The organism is Christiangramia lutea (assembly GCF_022489035.1).
Lineage (GTDB): Bacteria > Bacteroidota > Bacteroidia > Flavobacteriales > Flavobacteriaceae > Christiangramia > Christiangramia lutea.
The window spans coordinates 143033-168505 of the sequence record NZ_JAKVTV010000004.1 but is presented as its reverse complement, the minus strand read 5'-3'; the positions used below and the strand labels follow the sequence as shown (position 1 = coordinate 168505).

General features: G+C 39.4%; 20 protein-coding genes. 6 read left to right on the top strand and 14 right to left on the bottom strand.

Annotation, left to right across the window (positions count from 1 at the left end; all coding sequences use genetic code 11):
* Position 1 precedes the first annotated feature (1 nt).
* Positions 2–1612, bottom strand: coding sequence for an asparagine synthase B (gene asnB / locus ML462_RS12815; RefSeq protein ID WP_240714214.1), 1611 nt, complete (start codon positions 1610–1612; stop codon positions 2–4).
* Between the two features lie 255 nt (positions 1613–1867).
* Here asnB and ML462_RS12810 point away from each other — a divergent pair, with 255 nt between their 5' ends.
* Positions 1868–2446, top strand: a complete 579-nt coding sequence (locus ML462_RS12810) for a DUF2911 domain-containing protein (protein ID WP_240714213.1) — start codon at positions 1868–1870, stop codon at positions 2444–2446.
* Between the two features lie 47 nt (positions 2447–2493).
* On the opposite strand, the gene ML462_RS12805 is transcribed toward ML462_RS12810, so the two are convergent.
* From ML462_RS12805 to ML462_RS12785, 5 genes are all read right to left on the bottom strand, one after another.
* On the bottom strand, positions 2494–3126 hold the full coding sequence (locus ML462_RS12805; RefSeq protein WP_240714210.1) for a 7-carboxy-7-deazaguanine synthase QueE: 633 nt from the start codon (positions 3124–3126) through the stop codon (positions 2494–2496).
* Positions 3127–3193: 67 nt separating this feature from the next.
* Complete coding sequence (locus tag ML462_RS12800) at positions 3194–4672, bottom strand: M14 family metallopeptidase (protein ID WP_240714209.1); 1479 nt, start codon at positions 4670–4672, stop codon at positions 3194–3196.
* A gap of 4 nt (positions 4673–4676) precedes the next feature.
* Entirely contained in the window at positions 4677–5336 is a 660-nt protein-coding gene (locus ML462_RS12795; RefSeq protein ID WP_240714208.1) for an N-acetylmuramoyl-L-alanine amidase, read from the bottom strand.
* Between the two features lie 62 nt (positions 5337–5398).
* Complete coding sequence (locus ML462_RS12790; protein ID WP_240714207.1) at positions 5399–6811, bottom strand: SusD/RagB family nutrient-binding outer membrane lipoprotein; 1413 nt, start codon at positions 6809–6811, stop codon at positions 5399–5401.
* A gap of 18 nt (positions 6812–6829) precedes the next feature.
* Positions 6830–9916 carry a SusC/RagA family TonB-linked outer membrane protein gene (locus ML462_RS12785; protein WP_240714206.1) on the bottom strand — a complete coding sequence of 1029 codons (3087 nt, stop codon included), beginning with the start codon at positions 9914–9916 and terminating at the stop codon, positions 6830–6832.
* 137 nt (positions 9917–10053) lie between these two features.
* Between ML462_RS12785 and ML462_RS12780 the strand changes: the two genes are divergently transcribed.
* Together ML462_RS12780 and ML462_RS12775 are read left to right on the top strand one after the other, a co-directional pair.
* Positions 10054–11409 (top strand): D-alanyl-D-alanine carboxypeptidase/D-alanyl-D-alanine-endopeptidase, encoded by a 1356-nt coding sequence (locus ML462_RS12780; RefSeq protein ID WP_240714205.1) that lies wholly within the window; start codon positions 10054–10056, stop codon positions 11407–11409.
* A 17-nt stretch (positions 11410–11426) separates the two neighbouring features.
* Positions 11427–12482, top strand: a complete 1056-nt coding sequence (locus ML462_RS12775; protein ID WP_240714204.1) for a S66 peptidase family protein — start codon at positions 11427–11429, stop codon at positions 12480–12482.
* A gap of 8 nt (positions 12483–12490) precedes the next feature.
* Here ML462_RS12775 and ML462_RS12770 read toward each other — a convergent pair whose 3' ends face one another.
* Positions 12491–13627: a serine hydrolase gene (locus ML462_RS12770; protein ID WP_240714203.1), complete on the bottom strand. Its 1137-nt coding sequence runs from the start codon at positions 13625–13627 to the stop codon at positions 12491–12493.
* A gap of 133 nt (positions 13628–13760) precedes the next feature.
* Here ML462_RS12770 and ML462_RS12765 point away from each other — a divergent pair, with 133 nt between their 5' ends.
* From ML462_RS12765 to ML462_RS12755, 3 genes are all read left to right on the top strand, one after another.
* Entirely contained in the window at positions 13761–15281 is a 1521-nt protein-coding gene (locus ML462_RS12765) for a helicase HerA-like domain-containing protein (RefSeq protein ID WP_240714202.1), read from the top strand.
* Positions 15282–15298: 17 nt separating this feature from the next.
* Positions 15299–15856 carry a hypothetical protein gene (locus ML462_RS12760; protein ID WP_240714201.1) on the top strand — a complete coding sequence of 186 codons (558 nt, stop codon included), beginning with the start codon at positions 15299–15301 and terminating at the stop codon, positions 15854–15856.
* Between the two features lie 105 nt (positions 15857–15961).
* Entirely contained in the window at positions 15962–16165 is a 204-nt protein-coding gene (locus ML462_RS12755; protein WP_240714200.1) for a hypothetical protein, read from the top strand.
* A gap of 69 nt (positions 16166–16234) precedes the next feature.
* Here ML462_RS12755 and ftsZ read toward each other — a convergent pair whose 3' ends face one another.
* The 7 genes from ftsZ to murD form a co-directional block, all read right to left on the bottom strand.
* Entirely contained in the window at positions 16235–18223 is a 1989-nt protein-coding gene (gene ftsZ / locus ML462_RS12750; protein WP_240714199.1) for a cell division protein FtsZ, read from the bottom strand.
* 33 nt (positions 18224–18256) lie between these two features.
* Positions 18257–19609, bottom strand: coding sequence for a cell division protein FtsA (gene ftsA / locus ML462_RS12745; RefSeq protein WP_240714198.1), 1353 nt, complete (start codon positions 19607–19609; stop codon positions 18257–18259).
* Positions 19610–19612: 3 nt separating this feature from the next.
* Positions 19613–20329, bottom strand: coding sequence for a cell division protein FtsQ/DivIB (locus ML462_RS12740; RefSeq protein ID WP_240714197.1), 717 nt, complete (start codon positions 20327–20329; stop codon positions 19613–19615).
* Positions 20319–21677, bottom strand: a complete 1359-nt coding sequence (gene murC / locus ML462_RS12735) for a UDP-N-acetylmuramate--L-alanine ligase (RefSeq protein ID WP_240714196.1) — start codon at positions 21675–21677, stop codon at positions 20319–20321. The genes ML462_RS12740 and murC overlap by 11 nt, the downstream gene beginning before the upstream one ends.
* The gene (gene murG, locus ML462_RS12730) at positions 21678–22781 is read right to left on the bottom strand and encodes an undecaprenyldiphospho-muramoylpentapeptide beta-N-acetylglucosaminyltransferase (protein WP_240714195.1); all 1104 of its coding nucleotides are present in this window, start codon (positions 22779–22781) and stop codon (positions 21678–21680) included. It lies immediately after the preceding gene.
* 86 nt (positions 22782–22867) lie between these two features.
* Positions 22868–24076 carry an FtsW/RodA/SpoVE family cell cycle protein gene (locus ML462_RS12725; protein WP_240714194.1) on the bottom strand — a complete coding sequence of 403 codons (1209 nt, stop codon included), beginning with the start codon at positions 24074–24076 and terminating at the stop codon, positions 22868–22870.
* 52 nt (positions 24077–24128) lie between these two features.
* Complete coding sequence (gene murD / locus ML462_RS12720) at positions 24129–25466, bottom strand: UDP-N-acetylmuramoyl-L-alanine--D-glutamate ligase (RefSeq protein WP_240714193.1); 1338 nt, start codon at positions 25464–25466, stop codon at positions 24129–24131.
* Positions 25467–25473 lie beyond the last annotated feature (7 nt).

Below are 25473 nucleotides of genomic sequence, written 5' to 3'. Positions count from 1 at the left end.
ATTAAACTTTTTGCATCTCTTTTTTCATTCCAGGAGCTACATGAGTTTCGTTAGCCCTTCCACTAGGATCAAGGTCTTTTTGCCATTTCGGGATCCATCTTTTTACCGTTTTGGCCGCTGAATCCTGAGGGAAATGTTTATGGAACAATTCACGATAGAAATAAGCCTCCTTAGTCATAGGAGTGTTTACCGGGTATTTCAAGGCAGCTGTTTCCATTTGCACATCGCTTATCTGCGCAGAGGCGTATTCTATAAGCTGATCTATCCAGCTATATCCAACTCCGTCACTAAACTGTTCTTTTTGCCTCCACAGCACTTCATCGGGTAAAAATGGTTTTTCAGGCGTATCGAATGCCTTTCTGAGTATATACTTTTCAACACCGTCATAGGTTTTTGGCATTTTTTCCTCTGGAACCATCTCCATAGCCGTCTTTAAAAAGGCTTTATCCAAAAACGGAACCCTTGCCTCGAGACCATGAGCCATCGTAGATTTATCGGCTCTTAAACAATCAGCGGTCGCCAACCTTTGCACCCTTCTTATAGTCTCTTTTTGAAATTCTTCTGCGGAAGGCGCATTTTTGAAATATAGGTATCCTCCAAAAATTTCATCTGAACCTTCTCCCGAAAGCACAACTTTGATCCCTTTATCTGCGATCGCTTTAGATAGAAAATACATAGGAGTACTAGCCCTGATAGAAGTAACATCATAAGTTTCTAAATGCCATACCAATTTGCTTAATATTTCGATTCCTTCTTCAACCGTAAAATGGATTTCATGATGCTCTGTTCCCAGGAATTCTGCTACTTTCCTTGCCGCAACAAGATCTGGAGCTTCAGAATCCAATCCTATAGAAAAGGAATGTAATTTTTGACCTGAACCTTGCATTAAACGAGCTGCGATTGAAGAGGTTAAAGATGAATCCAAACCTCCACTAAGAAGTACACCTAAAGGCACATCTGCCATCAATCTTTTCCTGGTCGCCTCAATTAAACTTTCTCTTAATTTCGTAAGATCGCCTGGCTGAACAGCTCTTTCTGAATCAAACCATTCCGGGGTATAATATCTTACAAAACCAGTTGAAGGAGTGTAATAATGACCTGGAGGAAAAGTTGAGAATTCAACACAACTTTCAGCAAGTGCTTTCATCTCGCTAGCAAACCACATTGCTCCAGACTCATCTGTACCATAATATAGCGGCTTCACCCCAATTGGATCCCTCCCCGCAATGAAATCATCTCCATCTACCACTACGAAAGAGAATACCCCATCAAGTTTATCCACAAAATCATAACCGAATTTTTCATACATATGAACGATCACCTCGGAATCCCCGGTAGTCCTAAAGCTATGATCTTTCAGTTCATTATTTCTAAGCGCCATGTGGTTATAGATCTCACCATTGTGAACCATCCATGCTGAATTGGTTCCCTTAATAGGCTGAATTCCTGTTGTTAGATCTACAATTGAAAGACGTTCGTGAGACAGAACATAACCTTTCTCTGTAATTTTTAATCCGCTTTCATCGGGTCCTCTGTGAGACATTCTCTTAGAAAGAGCACTTATTTTGCTTGCTTCAATGTCTTTTCCGATAACTGCTAAAATTCCACACATGACTTATATTATTTATAATTATAATACAAATATGTAGTTATACTTATCTACATAAAACAATAAACCACTAATAAGTATTTATATTATACCAATATGTGTTATTTAGATATAATTTATAAGTATAAATTTAAAATATAGCTAGAATTCTTTCATTCGTAAAAAAGTAAACTTTAACAGCACCTTTATTCTTTTTTAACAAGGCCTACAGGATGCTTCATTTATCTTTATTAAAAATTATAAATCAATACAAAACTTATGAAAAGGCTTATTATAGGAAGTTTAAGCGCTATTTGTTTATTTATATCTAACCCTACAAATGCACAGGAGGATGATAAAGTAAATTTCTCTAAAGAGGAATTGAAATTTTCAAAAATGGATGCCAGCCCAATGGATCTAGCAATGTACAAAGATCAGGACGATGCGGCAGTAGCCAGAGTTATTTATAGCCGTCCTCAAAAAAGAAATCGTGAGATCTTCGGAAAACTTATTCCATATGGTGAAGTCTGGAGAACCGGAGCTAACGAAGCTACTGAACTTACTCTTTATAAAAAGATGAAAGTTGCAGATGAAGTTATAGATGCAGGCACCTATACCCTCTATACCATACCTGGTGAAACAGAATGGACGGTAATTCTTAACAGCAAGACCAATACCTGGGGAGCCTACGAATATTCTGAAAAAGAAGACAAGGTAAGAATTACGGTTCCTGTAAGACAGGCGCCTAATACAATCGAATCGCTATCTATGGCATTTCAGGAATCTGGTGATGGAGCAGATCTTTTAATTGGATGGGACGAAAGCTATGTAAAAGTTCCGTTTAAAAACGCTAATTAGAAGAGTAAAGAGATTTAAATTGAAAACGCCCCTAGAGGGCGTTTTTTTTATGGGATATTAAGATATTTATGTGTTTGTAACGAGACTTTCCATTTAGGATTTTGCATGACATAATCAACGATCATCGGAATCATTTTTTCCCGGTTACTCCATTCAGGCTGTAAATAAAGAATACAATCTTCACTTACCTTGGCTGCTTGCTCTTCGGCAAATTTAAAGTCATGTTTATTGAAAACAATCACTTTAAGCTCATGGGCTTTTGAATAAATTTCAGGTTTAGGAAGTTTGATTTTTTTTGGCGAAAGACAAATCCAGTCCCAGGTTCCGGTAAGGTCATACGCACCGGAAGTTTCAATATGAATATCACAACCCTGCTTTTTTAGATTTCCGGTCAACTCAGTCATATCCCAGGTTAAAGGCTCTCCACCGGTAATAACAATGGTTTTACTATATCTGGTTGCATTTTCAACGATCTGACCAATATGCGTTGGCGGATGAACCTCAGCATCCCAGCTTTCCTTCACATCACACCAGTGGCAACCTACATCACAACCACCAATCCTTATAAAATAGGCCGCAGTTCCTTTGTGATATCCTTCCCCCTGAATAGTATAGAATTCTTCCATCAACGGAAGCATTATACCTCTATCTACCAGCTCTTTTGTCTCTTCTGAAATCATAGCCTGCAAAGATAAGCAAACTTGTACTTCTAAAATAAAGAACCCAGACCGAATAAAAATTTCATACCTATTTAAGAATAAGGCTGTTCTTAATTTGCTTCACGGGATCTTCCAGGTCTGAAATAAAACCATTGATAACAGCATACTCTACCTTCCCATCTTTGTAGAGGAAAAAGTTTGCGGCTATTCCTGGTTTAAGAATTTCATTTTTCGGAGCAAACCCTTCAGAAACCAGGTTAAGAGGATAATCTGAATGACTATTATCCAATAGCGTGGAATCTACAGTAATATAGGCATATCCCTTTTTTAAAAGTTCCTTCGGATCAAGTTTAGACAGCTCTTCTTCCGAAGTTACTTTATCAGGATAAACTTTACCGAATTTAAACTCCATACTAGATGCGTCAATCTTTTCATAACCGTAGCTCGTGGAAAGATCCCCCTGATCCACCACTCTTCCTGAATAATAGAATTCAGAATTACCACTCAAATCATTTTCAAACCTGTTTATTCCCAGGTCAAGAATATAAGACTCTCCATTCAACTTATAATTAATTGCGGTTACCTTTAGGTCAAATAACATCCTGTCGTTATTCGGAATATTCTCATAATCTGAAATTTCAGCAGATTTATAATCTTCGGTTGCAATAGCATATAAGGCAGAAAGTATACTCACAAAGTTCAGTTTTCGAATTTCCTGCTTTTCGGGATCATCAGGATAACCTCCGGATTCTATAAGAATAGTACTGGTTCCCCATTTCTGAATATTATCACCAAAAGCTCTTGGCTCAAAATCGTCATTATACCTACCTATCTGACCCGGCGCGAACTTCTGAAGAACTCTATTCATTTGAACAATTACTTTCATGGCATTTCCACGAACCTCATTGATATCCTTTTCATAATTGTAGGCCGGAGCCAGAAAGGAAATTGTTGCAGGCTTTTCAGTTCTTTCCGCGTTGTAATATTTGCTTTGATCATGCAGATTAAAACCAAAATCTGCATCAAGACTATCCCTAATTCTTTTTAAAGTTTTTGCTTCTGGAGACTGGAGTCTTAAAGCATCCCTGTTAATATCGATTCCCAGGGCGTTACGTCTAGTGAATTTTTCGGCACCGTCTGGGTTTAACATTGGCAGAAAGTGAATTTTTAAATTTAAGAGCGTCTCTGCTTTTTCCTCTTCGAATTCACCAGATTCAAAAAAGTTCAGAATATCGAAAATTGCCATGGTAGCGGTGGATTCATCTCCATGCATCTGCGACCAGAGAAAAACATCGGTTTCACCTTTACCTAAACTTACCAGGTGAAGACTTCTGCCTTCTATAGATTCTCCCACCTCCTGAACTTGAAAACCTTGCTGTCCATTATAATTCTCGATAAGAGGAAGAATATCATCGTGTTTAAATCTTCTTGAGTTTATATTCTCTTCCCTGAATTGCTCATATTCAGCTTCAAGATCTTGAGCAAATTGAACATTCTGCGCTTCAGTCTTTACACCTGCAAGAACAAATACCAAGAGCAAAAGCTGGCTTAAAATATTCTTTTTCATATCTCTATTTTTCTGGAACCGGTTTAAAATTAAGATTTTTCACAGCTTTACGAACATCTTGCATGAATTGTTTTCCTGGATCTGTTTTTTTTGTTCTATAAGCATCATCAACTTCCAACCAAAGTTCATGATCTTCAAAATTGATATATTCATAATGACCTAAAAGATATTCAATATCATATTTTTTCTTAAGGTATTTCACTAACCAGATGTTCGCTTGAAGCTGAGCTTCGGTCAGAGGAGTTTCTTCTGTACCTCCAACATTTTCAACTCCAATGGCGGTATGATTCAAACCAATTACATGACGAGCCATTAAAGTTTCAGGCATTAACCTATAAATAGTGCCGTCCCTGTCTACCAGGAAATGAGAAGAAACATTAAGCTGACTAGCTCCGGAAATAGCTTCCCGCGATTGTGGCAGCGTAGAGTTCTTAAATGCATTAAAAGAACCTTCAAGAGTTGGAATTGCTGTCCAATGCAATACAATCATCTTTGGATCGATCTTAGGTGCAGCTTTTTTAAGCCCATAGCGATCCTGCATATAGGCCAATGAAAGATCGATACGATCTCGCTCAAACTCTATTGGTTTATCTACTATCCTGGATGATTTACAGGAAATGAGCCCCAGGCAAAAAACTATAAATATTGATCTAATTATTTTCATAAAACTTCTTTAAACAAAAAAAGCCCTGTGCTTTAAACAGGGCCTTTAAAATTTTTTAATTCTTATTCATCCCAGAAAACAGGATCCAACAAAGTAACATCAGGAACATTATTTCCATTTCTGCTTACTTCAGAATCTGGGTAAGCCAGCCTTCTAATGAACATTCCTCCCAGGTCTGGATTCAGATTCTCAGGAAGATCAAAATCCTCATAGCCATAATCGTAACGGCGGGCATCTACCCAGGCTTCGGGATTAAGGAACAGAGCCACCCATTTTTCCTTGAAAATATCATCAATGGTAAAGCTATCCACCCCCATACTTACTTCAGGATTGCTGATATAAGCATCAATTTCGGTAGATTCAACTCCTACCTTGGTCATATGAGCTCTTATCCCATCCAGGTAAGCCTGATAAGAACGAGCTTTATCGATTCCGAAGGCAGCCTCAGCTTCAATGAACTTTTGTTCAGCATAAGTAGCGATCAAAACAGGGCCCTGCCTGGTAGTATAAAAATCTCCTTCCTCCAGAACAGATCTTGCACCTTGCTCTGGCGCATCACCCCTTCCAGCTCCGTTTACCGTACCTATATACTCTCCATCATCTGTTGCTCCAACCATCAAAGGCAATCTGGGATCTTCAACTCCGTAAAGGGTTCCGTCTAAAGACTCAATAAATTGCTCAGAGATCCAGCCACCAAGGAAAAGATTGGCATTATCTATTGCTACATCTGCCCATGGATTGATAGATTCAACAAAATACTCCATTTGAGCATCATCCTCATTGCCATCGAAACCATTTTCAAGTGCCGACAGAACTGCGTTAGGATCGTAATTTCCCGTCTCACTGTAATGATTCAGATATCTTGCCTTTAACATATAGGCAAATTTCATCCATTTATCAGCATCTCCATTATAGATAAAGTCATCACCACCAACAGAAGCACTGGTTTCCATAGAAAGATTAGCCATACCACTATCTAGAAGGGAAATAATCTCACTATATAACTGCGAGTCATCATCATAAGATGGAGTTACCGTAACAAAATTAAAGCCTTCGGTATAAGGAACATCTCCCCAGGCATCTACTGTTAACGCCAGATTATAAGCCATAAGGATCTGCCCGATTCCTTCATAATGATTGGCCTCCTCATCCTGAGCTTTCAGAATAAGGTCATTAATATCGGTCATTACATTATATAAAGAACCCCAGGTACCACTATAACTCACAGGCTCCATAACATCAGAAGCACTGGCCTCATTGGGCGAAGCTAAATATTGCACATAATTAGTTGTTATATCCCCCATCCTAAAGGTGTTCTGGGAAGTTTCATAGGTAGAATTCACCATTAACCCGGCCAGAGGTGCTTCTGTTGGGTTATTTGGATTATCATTTATGTCCAGGTAATCATCGCATGATGTAAACGCAAAGGCACAGGCGAGGATTACGTATTTGTATTTTTTTATTCTAAATTTCATATCCTAATTTTTTAATTTTTAAAGTCCAAGGTTTAGTGTAAAGAAAAAGCTTCTAACACCTGGATAACCCAGTCCTGTTAAACCTGTCGCATTCCCTCCTGCACCCGAGCTGAATGACTCAGGATCAAATCCATCCCAGGGCGTATAAAGGATAATATTATTCGCAGCAACCGACATTCTTGCCGATTCGAATGGTAGAACATCCAGAATATTACCCTGAAAGTTATATCCTAAAGTAATATTTCTAAGCTTTATAAAGGAAGCGTCCTGAACGAAGTTCTCACTTACAGTACGGTAGATATTCCTATAGAAACCAGCACCATAATTTCTTCCGTCAGGCCCTTCTCCCTGGCCTAGCCAAACCGGCTGGGTATTTGGAGAGCCATCTTCAAGAAAGCCATCAAAAACAATAGTTTCATTCCGGTTAAGAGTATATTCTGCAATACCGAAAGCTGAAAAGAAGTTATCATACTGATTGTACTGCTCTACTCCAGATCTAAAATCGATCAGGAATGAAAGATCAAAACCTTTGAAACTGAAATCGTTCTTCAAACCACCTATCCATTTAGGAGTTGTATTCCCCAGAACTAACTGGCTTCCATTTCTATCTGGAAAACCATCTTCTCTTATAATAATAGGTAAGCTTTCATTAAGATAGATACTGTTTGGGTCTGCTCCCTGTCTTGCATAACTGGTTCCGAAAATATTACCGTAAGGCTCTCCCTCCAGTAATTTAATGGTAACTGATGATCCGCCGTAACCAAACTGGGTTCCAACCACGATCTCTTCAATCCCTTCTCGAATGCTTTTAACCTCATTCTGATTATAGGCCGCGTTAAGAGAAACATCCCATCTGAAATTTTCAGATCTAACAGGAGTACCACTTATGATGAATTCCCATCCCTGGTTTTCGATCTCCCCCGCATTGGTAACAAAGGTAGAAAAACCAGCTGTTTCACTTACTGGAACCGGAATAATCTGGTCTTTACTATTGGACTTATACCAGGTCACATCCAGTCCTAACCTGTTTTCGAAAAATCTCAGGTCTGTACCAAATTCGATGGCAGTGGTTTTTTCAGGCCTTAATTCAAGATCACCGAACTGGCTAAATCTTGTAAATCCTACCTCACCGCCCAATGGATATACACTAGGAGAAGCATAAGTTTGTCCAATTAAATAGGGATCGGTATCCTTACCTACTTCGGCCCAGGAACCTCTAATTTTACCAAAGGTAAACCAGTCTGGTTGTTCAAAACTTTCAGTAAACACGTAACCTAGGTTAACCGAAGGATAGAAGAAGGAATTATTCCCGATTGGAAGTGTAGAAGTCCAGTCATTTCTGGCTGTAACATTAAGAAATAAGGTCTCATCGTAATTCACCATAAGATCACCATACAACCCAACAAGCCTTCTTTTCCTTTTATCCTGAGAATTGGAAATCTGAGACGCATAACTTAGATCATAGAACTCCGGGATCACGAATTCAACTCCAGTTGCATCTACCCTTTCATAATCCCTTTCAAAAACATCATTACCAAGACGCAAAGTGGTATTCAGTTTTTCTGTCCAGTCGTTTTTAAGAGTAATGAAGAAGTTCGAGTTAATATCCCGACTGTTAATCCTGGTTTCAGTAATAAAACCAGTGCTACTCAAAGGATTCTCACCGTCGATTCCTAATGGCCCAGGTGTGATCTCGGTTCTTTTATCACTGTAATAATCTGTTCCTACTAAATATGTTAGATCAAGCCATTCAAAAGGACTGTAGGTAAAACGAAGGTTACCAACAGTTCGGTTTACCTCATCTTCAAAAGTACTAAATCTGGCATCATAGATCGGGTTGGTATTTCCGTAGGTTCTCATGGTACCATCTTCATTAATATAGTCTTCTACATCATGATTTGGAGACCAGTAAACAAGACGCTCCATAAACCTGTCATGAGGAACACGATTACCTCCGGTTACAGTATAATTTACATTTCCCGAAAACCTGAACTTTTCACTAAAAACAACTTCTCCACTTAATTTTGCTGAAGTTCTTCCCCAATCACTAAATGGAATGATCCCTTCCTGATCGAGTCTACCCAGAGAACCATAGAATGTAGCTTTCTCGTTACCACCAGAAATACTTATATTATTATCTATCTGCACACCTGTTCTCATAGCATCATCCCAGATATCATAAAACCTTACGTCTGGATCTATCTGGTTGATCTCCTCCATGGAAGGTCCCCAGTTTGGCCAAAACGAATCTGGGTTATATTCTCCAGAGAACCCTTGCCCATAAGTTTCCTGGAAATCTGGAAACTGATTGATCTCATCAAAACCTAAAGAAGTATTGAAATTGATCCTCACTTTTCCTGCTTTACCTTTTTTAGTGGTGATAATTACTGCTCCGTTCGATGCTCTAACCCCATAAAGTGCGGTTGCAGCAGCACCTTTTAGTATGTTCAAAGACTCGATATCGTTAGGATTGATGTCAGCGGCACGGTTAGATAATCCACGTGGCGTACCATTAGATTCAATAGTAGAGTTATCGATAGGCACCCCATCAATAACAAACAGAGGCTGATTATCGGCGCCAGGATCCAGGGAATTAACCCCCCTGATAATGATTCTTGCACTCATACCTGGCGCACCTCCAGAATTGGTAACCTGCACACCAGCAGCCTGCCCTTGCAAAGCACTTACAAGATTTTGCTGTTTCGTTTTGGTGATCTCTTCGGAACCAATCTCCTGAACCGCGTAACCCAGTGATTTCTTTTCCTGCTCAATACCGAATGAAGTAACTACCACCTCATCCAGGCTTTCCAGGTCTTCCACCAGAGTAACATTTAAGGTAGATTGTCCTGAATAGGTGATTTCCTGGGTTTCAAAACCTATCGAAGAGAAAATCAGGATCTCCCCCTGATTTACATCGATCTGATAATTTCCTTCAAAATCGGTTGTTGTACCCCGATTAGTACCTTTAACCAGCACATTGACGCCAAAAACAGGCTCACCGTCTGCAGAGCTGGTTACCAGACCGCTCACAGAATCTTCCTGTGCTACCAAGGATGCAAATTGAAAAATGGTCAAAAAGACCATTATCATACTTTTTAATTTCATACCTTATATTGTTAATTAATTGTGAATGAAAAATAAATATACTAGAACCATTGGTTTATTTATTATTATTTTTGGTAAAAGTTTAAACACTTTTCAACATTATTTTAACAACTACCTCTAAATCATATCATTTTAACATGAATAATATTTTTTTACTAAATTTTCATCTACTCAAAAAACATTCTTATTCATCGGCAATTCCATTACTAATCTCATTAATTCTTACCTCCTGCTCTGCTATAAAGAAGACTAATAAAGAAATCGAGAAAGAATTTATTGAGGCTAAAGAATTCAGCCAGGGATTTGCTGGATTTGTTATTTACGATCCAGTTTCTCAGAAGATGTTGTATGCTCATAATGAAGAAAAGTATTTCACCCCTGCTTCAAATACTAAATTATTTACGCTTTACACTGGCCTGAAGGTCCTGGGTGATTCAGTTCCGGCTTTGAGGTATACCGTGAAAAGAGACAGTCTTTTTTTCAAAGGAACCGGAGACCCCACTTTGATGAATCCAGATCTTCCTGAATCTGAAATTCTTGAATTTTTAAATGCTCAGGAGTCCTCTTTAATTTATGTTCCTCCTATTTATAAAGAAAAAGCCCTGGGACCTGGTTGGGCCTGGGGAGATTATGATTCCTATTATTCTGCCGAAAGGATCGACCTTCCCGTTTATGGAAATCTCCTCAAGGTGGAATTTAAAGCCGGTACTGCGGCCCCTACGGTAACACCGAAAAGAATGCAGGACTCCATATTTCCAGTAGAGATTATGGGCAAAAAAAACAAATATGCTCAAAGAGATTTTTCTTCGAACAGAATGGAGTATCAAAACTTTAACAGGGATAATGATTTCATGCAATATGTTCCTTTTAAATTCTCGGAAGAATTAATCGCAGGTTTACTTTCAGACACTTTGAATCGCGAGATTTCAGTCTACCATGGAAATCCGGAAAAACTTGTTTTTGACAAAACGATTTTTAGCATTTCAAGCGACAGTATTTATAAAAGAATGATGCAGGTAAGCGACAATTTTATCGCGGAACAGATCCTTCTAATGGCTGCCGATAAAATCTCTGATACCCTAAAAACCGACATCGCCATAGACTATATGAAAAAGGAACACCTCAATGATCTTCCCGATGAACCGCAATGGTATGACGGATCGGGACTTTCCAGGTATAATCTTTTCACCCCAAGAACCATGGCAAAACTCATTGAAAAGATTGAAATGGAGATGCCGAAGGAAGAGCTTTTCAAAATTTTAGCCGCAGGAGGTGAATCTGGTACCCTCAAAAATTATTACAAAGCTGAAACTCCTTATATTTATGCCAAAACAGGAACCTTAAAAAACAATCATAGTCTTAGTGGTTTCCTTGTTACCAAAAGTGGCAGAACCCTAATTTTTAGCTTCATGAATAGTAATTATACCGTACCTACCTCTGAACTTAAGGAAGGTATGACCAGGATTTTAGAAAAGGTAAGAGATAATTACTAAAATATATTCCCAACCTCATGCAAAGAAGAAAGTTTATACAGAATATGGGTATGGGCGGGCTATTGATCCCCCTGAATCCAATCTCATATAACCAGGAACCAGTAAACAATCATTTAAAAGATGCCATTATCCCAAAAGCCCTGGAAGAAGGCGATACGATTGGAATTGTAAGCCCGGCTAGCGCTATTTTTGAGACGGAACCTTACCATATCGCGAAAGAATCTTTTGAAGCCATGGGCCTTAAAGTAAAATTCGGAAAAAACACTAAAAACCGGTATGGCCACCTTGCAGGCACCGATGAAGAGCGTGCAGAAGAACTAAACGAAATGTTTCGAGACGAATCCATTAAGGCGATCATAGCTCTTCGCGGTGGTTCTGGTGCAGCTAGAATTCTGGATAAACTGAATTATGAGGCAATTAAGAAAAACCCGAAGATATTTATCGGATACAGCGATATCACTGCTTTGCACCTGGCGATCTATGAAAAAACTGGGCTTACTACTTTTCACGGCCCGGTTGCGGTTTCCACCTGGAATTCCTTTAGCAGTGGTTATTTAAAACGATTGCTTTTTCAGAAAGAAGCCATTACCTATTCAAATCCTGAAAAGAAAGGGGATGAACTGGTGCAGACAAAAAACAGGATCAGGGTGATTAAGGAAGGCACCGTAAAAGGTGAACTCCTGGGTGGAAACCTTTCGGTACTTACCGGTATCATGGGATCTGATTATTTCCCGGATGACTGGAACGGAAAGATTCTATACCTTGAGGATGTGGGTGAAAAGATTTATGCCATGGATCGAATGATGACCCAATTATACCTGGCAGGTGTATTTGACCAGATCAGCGGTTTTGTTTTCGGGAAATGTACAGATTGTGACCCCGGGGGAAGTGGATATGGCTCCCTTACTATGGAAGAAGTGATAGATCATTATATTAAACCACTCAATATTCCGGCTTATTCCGGCGCCATGATTGGCCATATAGACGATAATGCTACCATTCCAAATGGAATTCAAGCTGAATTAAATGCAACCAATGGCACCTTAAAACTTTTATCACCGGCGGTAAAATAGCCGGTGATTTAATTTTTACGTTGTAGTTCCATTTGATAGATCTGTCTGCCAAGTTCAGCCAGAAATGGTATACCTAAATCCTCGTATTCATAAACCCCGTCATTGAAAATACCATTTTCATTGACCAATAGACTTGCGGATAACAGGAAGTCGACATCATTTTTTTCATCCTGTATATACGCAGTTTCAGTAAGAGTGCCATAGGCATACCCTACTTTATTATAGATCTTCACATGAGAAGGCATGCGGTCTTTGGAGTCCCCGTATAGAAAGAACTTTCCATAGCTATCATAATATTCAGATTCGTCATAATCCATCTCTCTTGGCAGCCTGGACATGGCAGCCTTTAGAAAATTCAAATCTTCTTTAGTTAACTGAAAGACCTCATTTTCCGGGTAAAGTTGAGGAAAATACAATCTCTTCATCAGGTTATGCTGAGTTTCTAATGGAAAATAGTTTTTAAAAGCAAAACTGAAAGGTTCGTCTACCTGTTCACCATTTTTAATATATCCCACTCCCTTAATCACCTTTGATAATTCAAGTGAATCTGCCTTCGCATTATTGGTAACCGGCAATTTGAAATCTCCTTGTTGAAGTTTAAAAACCATCTGCCTGGTTAAGGTATCTCCCGAACCTTCTCCAGAAAACCTATGAGAAATTCTTACTGGCTTCAAGCCTTTAGATCTCAATTTTGAATTGATATAATCCTGTCCAAGAAATTCAAATAAACGGTTATATGCATCATTATCACTTACCGCAAAAATCGCATTAATATCTCCGGCAATAGTGTGATCCAGCGAATCATTTTCCAGTCGGTAACTGGTATTTCTATCTATTTTAAAACCTTTCTCATTCAACTCATTTATCTTCTCAAGACTAAGCACAGCAATTGGTAATTTCACCGTGCTGGCGGGATAGAAATAATCCTTTGCATCTACACCATATTGAAAATCATCAAAAGAAACCTTTCCGTTATTCCTGATAACTTTTGAATAGATTATTTGTAATTCATGGTCTTCAACATTTTGGATCACCCTGGAAAGTTTTGGGTCTTCAGATTGTATAATTTCCGATAATGCACCCTTTTGCTGGGCGAAGCCGGACAAGGAAATAATCAATGTTAAATTAAAAAGATATTTTATCATAATTTGATTGAATTAGCCAAGTAGTATTTTTATAAAAGTAATCTTATCTTCAATTTTAAACAATTTTTATGATTTTAAAGATGCTGAAGGTTTTCTTCTTTTGAATTATCAATTTTATAATAACTTAGCGATAATGGACAGAACCACTCAATTTATTGAAGAAATTAAGAAAGGATATACTACCAAAGGTGATTACCTATACCTGGGTGCCGGAATGCTAAATGGTGATGTTCATGCTGAAGCTGCTGTAAAAATTCCTCTAAAGACAATGAACAGGCATGGCCTTATCGCAGGAGCTACTGGAACCGGAAAGTCTAAAACTCTACAGATCCTTGCAGAAAACCTATCTCAAAAAGGAGTTCCTGTTCTGCTAATGGATGTAAAAGGAGACCTTAGCGGAATTGCAAAAGCAGCTGAGGGTGCTGATTTTATTGCAGAAAGACATCAGAAACTTAATTTTCCCTTCACTCCTGGAAATTCTCCTACTGAGATACTAAGCCTTTCAGAACAGGATGGGGTTAGGTTAAGAGCTACAGTGAGTGAATTTGGCCCGGTTCTGCTTTCGAGAATTCTGGATCTTACATCTACTCAAACGGGAATAATGGCCATCCTTTTTAAATATTGTGATGATCATAGGTTACCACTGCTGGACCTTAAGGATTTGAAGAAGATCATACAGTATTCAACGGAAGAGGGAAAAGATGAGATCGAAGAAGAATATGGAAGGATCTCTACAGCCTCTACCGGAGCAATTCTTCGAAAGATCGTGGCCCTTGAACAACAGGGAGCCGACCTTTTCTTTGGTGAAAGATCTTTCGAGGTAACAGATTTGCTTCGGAAAACAAACGAAGGCAAGGCTTATGTGAACATTTTGAGACTTACCGATATTCAGGATAGGCCAAAATTGTTTTCCACATTTATGCTTAGCCTTTTAGCTGAAATCTACTCCACATTTCCTGAAAGAGGAGATATGGACAAACCGGAACTAGTGATGTTTATAGATGAGGCTCATCTTATTTTTGAGGAAGCTTCAGATGCATTATTAGACCAGATAGAAAGTATTGTAAAATTGATACGTTCTAAAGGAGTCGGAATCTATTTTGTAACCCAGAACCCTGCAGATGTTCCGGAAGAAGTTCTTGGGCAGTTGGGATTGAAAATTCAGCATGCATTAAGGGCGTTTACAGCTAAAGACAGAAAAGCGATAAAGCTCGCTGCAGAAAATTATCCGATTTCAGAATTTTATGATACCAAAAATATGCTTACATCGTTAGGTATAGGCGAAGCGATGGTTTCAGCTTTAAATGAAAAAGGTAGGCCTGCACCCCTTGTCGCAACCATGCTTAGAGCTCCAATGAGCAGGATGGATATTCTTACGGAAGTCGAGTTGAAAAACCTGATCTCAGGCTCACAGTTAACCTCTAAATACAATGAAGAAATTGACAGGAAAAGTGCCTACGAGATCCTAAACCAAAAAATAGAGATTGCCGAAAGAACTGAAGCTCAGGAAAAGGCAAAAAAAGAAAGAAAAGAAGTAACAGAATCAACCTCGCGCCGACGAACAGATAGTACCGAAGGCGCAATTATAAAAGTTTTGACCAGCGCAACTTTCATTAGAGGCGTAATGGGAATCCTGAATAAATTTTTAAAATAAAAACTACCTAATCTAATATGTACAAAAAAGCTTTATTAATTCTTGGTTTATGCGCTAGTATTACTTCCTGCACCAGCGATGAGGAAAACCCCTATTTAATTACCTCCAAACAGGTAGGAGCGCTTAAAAAGGAAATTAAAATAAACCAGCTGGATTCTATTTTCCAAAACGATAGTATTGTTCGCCAAACCAGCGGGCCTCAGGAATTTAGATCTACAGATGAAATAAAGATTTTCAGTAAGGATGGAAAAGCTTTACTAAGCCTCGAACCCTTACAGGAATTTGACTCCACAAGCACTATTGGTTATATAAGGATACTTGATCCCAGGTATGAAACCAAGAATGGCCTAACCACCGAGAGCACCTTCAAGGATATTGTTGAAAACTATAATATTTCAAGGATAGAAAACACCATTAATTCGGCCGTGATATTCATAGATGAAATCAATGCCTATATCACCATAGACAAAAATCAGCTTCCAACTAGCCTGAGATATGATACAGACAGTAAGATCATGGCGTCTCAGATCCCGGATACTGCTAAGATCAAATACTTTATGATCTACTGGAACTAGGTGTGAACTTAGTTAAGACGGCTTTAAAAATTGGTAAAATCTGTTAATATCTATCAATATATAACTGGTTTAACTATTTTTAAACCATAACCAATAACAAAAATTATGATTAAAGTCTTAGCAATGATTATGACCATAGGAGGTGCGATCGCGCTTGTAATGGGAGTATTAGGAATCTTTGGTAGTGTAGCTTTAATGCTAAGCCCTTGGGCACTCACTATTTTAGGCTTCATATTTTTCATAGCCGGAATCTCAATGTTAAAGTACAGAAGAGATACAGATGAAGTACAGGCAAAAACCCAGAACTAGTTTCATCTAAATTTCAAAAAATAAAAAAGGGACGCAAATTGCGTCCCTTTTTCGTGGCTAGGTTGAAAATTAATCTACATTATCATGTAGAAAAGAATTGTTCTTCCTGAAGTGAAGATCGTTGTTTTCGTCCTGATCTATACTGGTACGAGACAACTTCCCTTCTCCAGGCTTGGAATTATCAAGTTCTATACCCGCTCTTTTATAAGCCGGTTGCTTCTCGATCTCATCGATTTGGGCAGAACCACCTGTTCTGAATTTATAATTAAACTCCTTCATTTTAGCTTTCCTTTCCGCCGTTCTTTGTCTTACAACTTCAGAAGAGATTGGGTTATCAAAAGGATCATGATTATCTCCCGAATTGTCCTTCTCCGGCGCAGGAGCTACTGTTTTCTTTTCGAAGGCGATGGTATCATCGGTCTCCTCTTCTTTCTTAGGAGCCTTGGATTCCTCTAATTTCTCCTCCATCTCCATATAATCATCAAGACTATATCTTTTAACTCCCTGAGCTGAATTTTCAGTAACCGGAATTATTTCAACGGGTTCATTTACCTTGATATTCCTGGTCTCATCCTCATCTTCAAGGCTATGCCTTTTAACCTCCTCATTTCTAGAGCTGGTCTGAGGTTTCTTCTCTTCCTTCATTGGCATATCGAAAGTAAACATGAACTGATCTTTGCTTTCTTCCGGTTTCACCTCTTCGGGTTCGTTTACCTCCATTGCTTTCACCTCTTCGCTTGTATCATTGATGATGAATTCCTCAGGATCGATCTCTTCATAGATCACATCCAGTTTACGTGCGAAATCAGGTGTTTTGAAAACATCATCTACCTTTTTTTGAATGTTCCCCACTTCATCTACCTCTTCTTCATTTTCGTCGAGTGTATGAACAATTTTTTCTTCTTTTGCTGGCTCCTCGAATTGCAACTCATTTTCTGGGTTTCTATTCACTGGAGCATTCGTTACCTGGGAGATAGGAGCAGACTTCTTCGTAGTTAATTCCTGTTCTGCCTTTTGTTCATCCTCAAGTGTATGAATGATCTTTTTAGTTTCAGTATTTGTGATCTCGTTTTGCTGCTCTACATCGAAACCAGTAGCGATAATAGTTACAGCAATAGCATCCTCCAGAGCTTCATCTTCACCAACACCCATGATGATGTTAGCGCTATGCCCGGCCTCCGCCTGAATATGATCATTGATTTCACCAATTTCGTCGATAGTGATCTCCTCGTTACCAGATACAATTAGCAGTAAAACATTTTTGGCACCGGTGATCTTATTATCGTTTAGTAATGGAGAGTCCAGAGCTTTCATAATAGCATCTGTAGCTCTGCTTGCTCCTGAAGCCTGAGCGGACCCCATGATAGCAGTTCCAGAATTGCTCAATACGGTTTTCGCATCACGCAAGTCAATGTTTTGTGTATAATGATGCGTAATTACTTCAGCAATACCTCTTGAGGCTGTAGCAAGTACTTCATCAGCTTTTGAGAATCCGGCTTTAAAACCTAGATTTCCATAAACTTCACGAAGTTTATTATTGTTGATCACAATAAGAGAATCTACGTGGCTTCTTAACCTTTCAACTCCTAATTGTGCCTGTTCGTTCCTGTTCCTTCCTTCAAACTGAAAAGGAATGGTTACGATCCCAACCGTAAGTATATCCAGTTCCTTTGCCTGTTTCGCGATAATAGGCGCAGCACCAGTACCGGTACCACCACCCATTCCGGCAGTAATAAACACCATTTTGGTATTGGTATCCAGCATTTGCTTGATCTCCTCAAAACTTTCTACTGCTGCCTTTTCTCCAATTTCAGGATTTGCTCCTGCTCCTAGTCCTTCGGTAAGGGTCACACCTAACTGAATCTTGTTGGGAACCGAACTGTTTTCAAGTGCCTGGGAATCGGTATTACAAACAACGAAATCAACCCCTTTAATTCCCAACTGGAACATGTGGTTGATGGCATTGCTTCCTCCACCGCCTACTCCTATCACTTTGATGACGTTCGATTGATTCTTCGGTAAATCGAATGAGATGTCTCCAAATTCTTTACTGCTCATAAACTCTGTTTTACTGGTTGTATTGTATCTTAATTACTCTGCGTTATCTAAAAAATCTTTAAATTTCTCTGCCCACTTGTCAAAAATGCTTTTGCGGGCCACTTTTTTCGAGGTCTCTTCCTCCAGATCGTGATTCTCCATCACCTGATCTCCTTCTTCACTTTCTTCGGAATCGTCTACCGGACTGGAATCAGACAGCACAGCTTCTTCCTGAAATCTTGCACTATCCTTCTCCAGGCTGTTCATAACCAAACCTACCGCGGTAGCATAAACAGGGCTGGTAGTTTCCGAATCTGTTGTCCCGGCTAAATGCTCGTTTGGATAACCAATCCTGGTATCCATTCCGGTGATATATTCAGCCAGTTGCTTTATGTGCTTTAATTGTGCTCCACCACCGGTAAGCACTAAACCGGCGATAAGCTTCTTCTTCTGCTCATCATGACCATAGTTTTTGATCTCCAGGTAAACCTGCTCGATGATCTCAACTACACGTGCATGAATGATCTTGGATAAGTTCTTAAGGGTAATTTCCTTCGGCTCTCTTCCTCTTAATCCAGGAATAGAAACGATCTCGTTATCCTTATTTTCTCCCGGCCATGCTGAACCAAATTTTATCTTCAGCAATTCAGCCTGCTTTTCAATGATTGAGCAACCTTCTTTGATATCTTCGGTGATCACATTACCACCGAAAGGGATCACGGCCGTATGACGAATAATCCCGTCTTTGAAAATTGCAAGATCGGTAGTACCACCACCTATATCGATAAGTGCAACTCCGGCTTCTTTCTCTTCCTGGCTTAAAACTGCATTAGCAGATGCCAATGGTTCCAGGGTCACTGCTGAAAGTTCCAATCCAGCGCTCTTAACACATCTTCCAATATTTCTAATAGAAGAAACCTGGCCAACTACTACATGGAAATTGGCTTCCAGTCTTCCTCCGTACATTCCGATAGGCTCTTTGATTTCAGCCTGACCGTCCACTTTAAATTCCTGAGGAAGTACGTGTATGATTTCCTCTCCCGGAAGCATTACTAACTTGTGAACCTGGTTGCAAAGCGTATGAATATCATCTGCATCAATAACCTCATCAGGATTCTGACGGGTTATATAATCGCTATGCTGAAGGCTTCTAATATGCTGCCCGGCAATTCCAACTACTACTTCACTAATCTTTAAACCGCTATCGGCTTCCGCTTCCTGTATTGCCTGCTGGATAGACTGGATGGTTTGCGTAATATTATTTACTACGCCCCTGTGTACACCTAGAGATTTTGATTTTCCAATTCCAATGATCTCAACCTTGCCGTACTCATTTTTGCGACCTATCATAGCCACAATCTTTGTTGTTCCAATATCTAATCCTACTGCAATATCGTTTTGTTCCATAAACTATTTTTTCGTGCACACAACCTGGTCTCCAAATTGTAAGTTCACTTTTTTGTAGGTATCTAATTTTTTTTCTTTCTGTGCTTTCTTATAAAATGCCTTAAAATTGTTGAATTTTAAAGCCACATTGCTTGAATCTCCGAAGTAAAGTTCAAAATCAAGTTCCCTAAGTTCAAGCGTATATTTATCTCCTTCAAGCCGGCTGATCCCGGTAATATGTCTGGTCAAAAACTCATCGTTCTTAATAAAGTTCACTATGGGATAAGCCTTCGCAACATTAGACCCATCAAAACCAAACATCAGCGGAACCCTCGCTGTATAAAATTCACTTAATGGCATTAATTCAGCATTCCTGTCGAGATAGAATGATGAATTTCCAATCACTCTTCCAATTGGCTTTCTCTGACTTACTTCTGCATTCAATTTACCATCAAGCGTGAGGTAAACTTCCGCATTTTCAATCATTTCGTGTTCATTCAAAAGGGATTCAACCCTATTCAAATCTAAAGTTTCTTTATCTATACTCGAGACAGCTGAATTATTTTGTATCAACAATTTATTAACCACTTCCTCAGTCACATAGAGATTTTCAGTGTCTGTGAATTTTACACCTATATCGTTGATTGCCCGTGATTTATGACGTTTTTCAGCAAAACCGTACAAAACACCCACGAGTGCTACCAAAACGAAAGCCTTTATGTAACCTAAACTACGCTTCATGTAACAATGTTTTTTTTACTTTTTCAACTTCGGCCCCTATGTCTCCGGCACCAAGCATTACAACGATTTCAGGATTTTCTGCCTTTATCTTTTGCTGTAATTCTGATTTTTTTACCAGCGCTTTTTCCGAATTAGAAATTTTATCCAGCAACCAGGCTGAAGAAATACCATCTATGGGGAGTTCCCTGGCCGGATAAATATCCAGCAGGAACACCTTATCAAACTTTGAAAGGCTTGTGGCAAACTCTTCAGCGAAGTCGCGGGTACGGCTAAACAGGTGGGGCTGAAAAACCGCTAAAACTTTTTTGTTGGGATACATTTCACGAACCGCCTGGTGAACCGCAGAGATCTCTGTAGGGTGATGCGCATAGTCATCGATCAGGACCAGGTTATCCGTTTTGATTTTATAGCTGAATCTACGCTTAACACCTTTGAACGAATATAAAGCCCTGGCCAGACCGTCGGTTGGGGAACCGTATTCAATGGCCATTGCCAGGGCTGTTATAGCATTCAGCAAATTGTGTTTGCCGGGTAGATTAAATTTTAAATTTTCTAAGGTCGAAGAAGGTGTTTTTAGATCAAAAACATAATGACCTTCTCCAACTTTGATATTTTGTGCTGAATAATCACTCTCATCATTTATGCCAATTGTGACACCATCGAGAGATAATCCATTTTTTATGAATAGTTTTCCGTTTTTGTCTATTCTTGAAACAAATTCCCTGAACGATTTTTCCAGTTCGCTCTTATCTCCATAAATATCCAAATGGTCTGCATCCATAGAAGTGATCGCCGCAAGGTTTGGCGACAGTTGAAGGAAGGATCTATCGAACTCATCTGCTTCAACCACAACTACATCGTCTCCCTGCATAATGAGGTTTGATTGTATATCTTCACTAATCCCACCAAGGAATGCAGTTACTTTCGCCCCGGTTTCCTTTAGCAAGTGACCGAGGATCGAGGTGGTAGTCGTTTTACCGTGGGTACCGGCTACGGCAAGACAGTATTTTTGGTCTGTTACCATTCCCAGTAATTCAGCTCTTTTTACAATACTGAAATTCTTTTGTTTCAGGTATTCGAACTGCTTAAAATCTTTAGGAACGGCCGGGGTGAATACTACCAGCGTATTTTCTGGATCCTGGCATATTTGCTCAGGAATATTTTCAATCTCTTCCGAATAATTCACCTCGATACTTTCACTTTCAAGAGTATCGGTTAATTCGGTTTCTGTGCGATCATAACCAGCCACAAACTTCCCTTTGGCCTTAAAATATCTGGCCAGGGCACTCATCCCGATCCCACCTATTCCGATGAAATAAAAATGCTTTATGTGGTTAAGATCCTTCACTTACTTTTTATTCTTTTCTATTAGCTTTTCCACTTCATCAACTATATCTGAAGTCGCATTTGGCAGAGCCAGTTTCTTAATATTTGCTGAAAATCGAGCCAGCCTTTTTTCATCTGTCAGGAGACTAAAGAAACATGGTTCAAATCTTTCAGTTAACTCATCTTCTGTGATCATTAAAGCCGCGTCATGTTCGGTGACCGCCATGGCATTTTTCGCCTGGTGATTTTCAGCAACATTCGGGGATGGAATGAATAATACCGGCTTCCCAACAATGCATAATTCTGAAACACTGCCTGCCCCGGCCCTTGAAATGATCACATCTGCCGCAGCATAAGCAAGGTCCATTCGGTTAATGAATTCTTTTGCCCTTATCTGCTCAGATTCATATTTTTTATAATCTGCGTAATACAGTTTGCCTATTTGCCAGATAAGCTGAATATCCTCCTCCTTGAATTTTTTCAGGTAAGTTTCAATTAGCTTATTTAACCTTCTAGCACCAAGACTTCCACCAAGTACCAGAACAGTCTTTTTTTCTCTTGAAAGATTAAAATGTTTGATTCCCTCATCCCTTAATTCATCAACCTTTAGTAGATCCTGCCTCACCGGATTACCGGTAATAATGGTTCTTTCAGAAGGAAAAACATTCTTTACTTTCTCGTAGGCCGCACAAATCTTATCGGCATATTTCGCCAGGATCCTGTTGGTAATTCCCGGTAACGAATTCTGTTCCTGGATAAGGGTAGGAATTCCCTTGGAAATAGCCACCCTCAATAAAGGTCCGCTGGCAAAACCACCGGTTCCAATAACCACATCTGGTTTAAACTTTTTGATGATCTTTCTGGATTTAGAAAGACTACTCATCAGTTTAAACGGAAATATGAAATTTTTCAAACTAAAAGATCTGTCCACTCCGCTAATCCAAAGGCCTTCTATCTCATAACCGGCCTGAGGAACTTTCTCCATCTCCATCCTGTCTTTCGCGCCAACAAAAAGGAACTCAGCATCTGGATACCTTCTCTTTATCTCATCAGCAATGGCGATCGCAGGATAGATATGTCCTCCTGTTCCTCCACCAGATAATATGACGCGTAAACCTTTCTTCATTTCTATATTTTTAATTGGCCACTCTCGAGTCGAGTAAATTCATCAACTAACTATGACCAATTTTCTTTAATACCCCATATGGGTTTTCATATCGCTTCGCTTAAAATGTCAAGAGGATTTTCCTCTTCACCTTCGATCTCTCTATTTTCAGATTCCTTAATTTCTTCTCTTTTTGCGCTTACGCTCAAAATGATTCCCAGCGCTATACAGGTCATCCAGATCGAGGTACCTCCACTACTCACTAGCGGCAGAGTTTGTCCCGTTACTGGAAATAATTCAACTGCTACTCCCATATTTATCAGCGCCTGGAAAACTACCGGGAGACCTACACCCATTACAACGAGTTTTCCGAAGACCGTATTGGCTTTGGTGGCTACAATTACGATCCTGAATAGTAACAACAAGTACGCTAGCATAACACCGAATGCTCCAATAAGTCCCATTTCCTCCACAATTATCGCGTAGATAAAATCTGAAGAAGACTGGGGTAAAAAATTTCGCTGAACGCTTTTACCAATTCCGGTTCCGGTGATGCCTCCTTGGGCGATCGCAATTTTGGCTTTTTCAACCTGGTATTGCTCTGTACCCTCCTCATCATCAAAAAAGGTTTCAATTCTACTGGTCCAGGTATCTACCCTGTTCGGCAAAAGACCAGGAAAAGCCTTGGCGGTAAGGACGAAAATGCTCAGCATCACGATCCCTACCCCTACAATAGCTGCAAGATATTTTATTGGATAACCACCTAAGAACATCAACACCAGGGTCATACAAAATATGATCGCAGTAGTGGAGAAATTGGCGGGCAAAATTAACACTAATACGGCAAAAACAGGCAGCCACAGCGGAAGAATTGTCTCTTTGAAAGTGACTGTCTTTTCAGTTATTTTGGAGAGATACCTAGCGACATAAACCATCAAAACTACCGCTGCTAAGGTAGATGATTGAAAAGACACATTCAGCACCGGGATCTGTATCCATCTACTGGCATAAGCACCTTCTATGGTAGTTCCCTGCGCAATAGTAATTAAAAGTAATAATATCACCACGGGCAATAAAAGAATGGAGATTCCCCGGAAGTAGTGATATGGTATTTTATGAACAGCAAACAATACGCAGAATCCCAGGAGCAGATGGAAAAAATGCACCACCAGGTAACCGGAAGTACTTCCATCTCCGTGAAGATAAGCAAGGTTACTACTGGCACTGTATACCGGCAAAAAAGAAAATATTGCCAACAAACCGGCTACTGCCCAGATCACCTTGTCTCCCTTAAGATTTGCAAAAACGTTGCTCATTATTCGTTAATTCCAGACCTCACAGGTTTTTGAAACCTGTGAGGTCTAAATTTTATAAATTCCTTACTGCTTCTTTAAATTGTCTTCCTCTATCTTCGTAATTCTCGAAAAGGTCGAAACTTGCGCATGCCGGAGATAATAATACATTATCACCTTTTTCTGCAAGCCTGTAGGCCATTTGAACCGCTTCTTTCATTGAGGTTGTTTCAACTATTGCTTCCACAATATTTCCGAACGAAGCCTTTATTTTCTTGTTATCTACTCCCAGGCAGATAATCGCTTTCACTTTTTCGTTCACTAAAGGCAAAAGGTCATCGTAAACATTTCCTTTGTCCACACCTCCAATGATCCAGACAGTTTCAGATTCCATGCTCTCAAGCGCATAGAACGTCGCGTTCACGTTGGTTGCTTTAGAATCGTTGATATAAAGTACATTATTGATCTTCAGGACTTTTTCAAGGCGGTGTTCCACTCCCTGGAAGTTAGACATGCTCTCTCTTATCGTTTGCTTTCTTATTCTGAGCAATTGCGACACCGTGGCCGCAGCCATGGCATTCTTAGCATTATGTTTGCCTTGAAGGGCAAGTTCTGATGTTGGCATAGTAAATTTGGTGTTATTAATGTTTACAACAATATTTTCATTTTCCATATAGGCGCCATTTTCAATTTTCTTTTCTAATGAAAAAGGCAGTTTTTGAGATCTTACGGGATTCTTCTTCAACCATTCTGAAATATTCTCATCATCAGCATCATAAATGAAAAAATCTTCCCTGGTCTGGTTTTCGACAATTCTGAATTTTGAAGCTATATAATTCTCCAGTTTATAATCATATCTGTCCAGATGATCTGGAGTGATATTCGTAAGAATGGCAATTTTCGGCCTGAAATCTACAATTCCGTCGAGCTGAAAACTACTTATCTCCAGCACGTGCCAGTCATGGTCCTCCTCTGCGACCAGTTTTGCATAGGAGTTCCCAATATTACCTCCCATCCCGGAATCTATTCCGCCTTCTTTCAAAGAATGCTGAATAAGACTGGTCACGGTGGTTTTCCCATTACTACCTGTAATTCCAATTACTGGTGTTTCAGAAAACCATGATGCAAATTCGATCTCAGAAATTACCGGAACACCCTTCTCTCTTAACTTTTTTACCAAAGGAGCGGTATCTGGAATTCCCGGGCTTTTCATCACTACATCGGCATCAAAAATCTTTGATTCGGTATGCTTTTCATCTTCCCAATCGATCTCAATATGTTCAAGAACATCTCTGTACTTCTCCCTGATCTTACCTTTATCTGAAAGAAATACTTCATACCCGTTTTTCTTGGCTAGAATCGCAGTTCCAATTCCGCTTTCGCCTCCTCCAAGTATGGCTATTTTCCTACTCATTTTAATT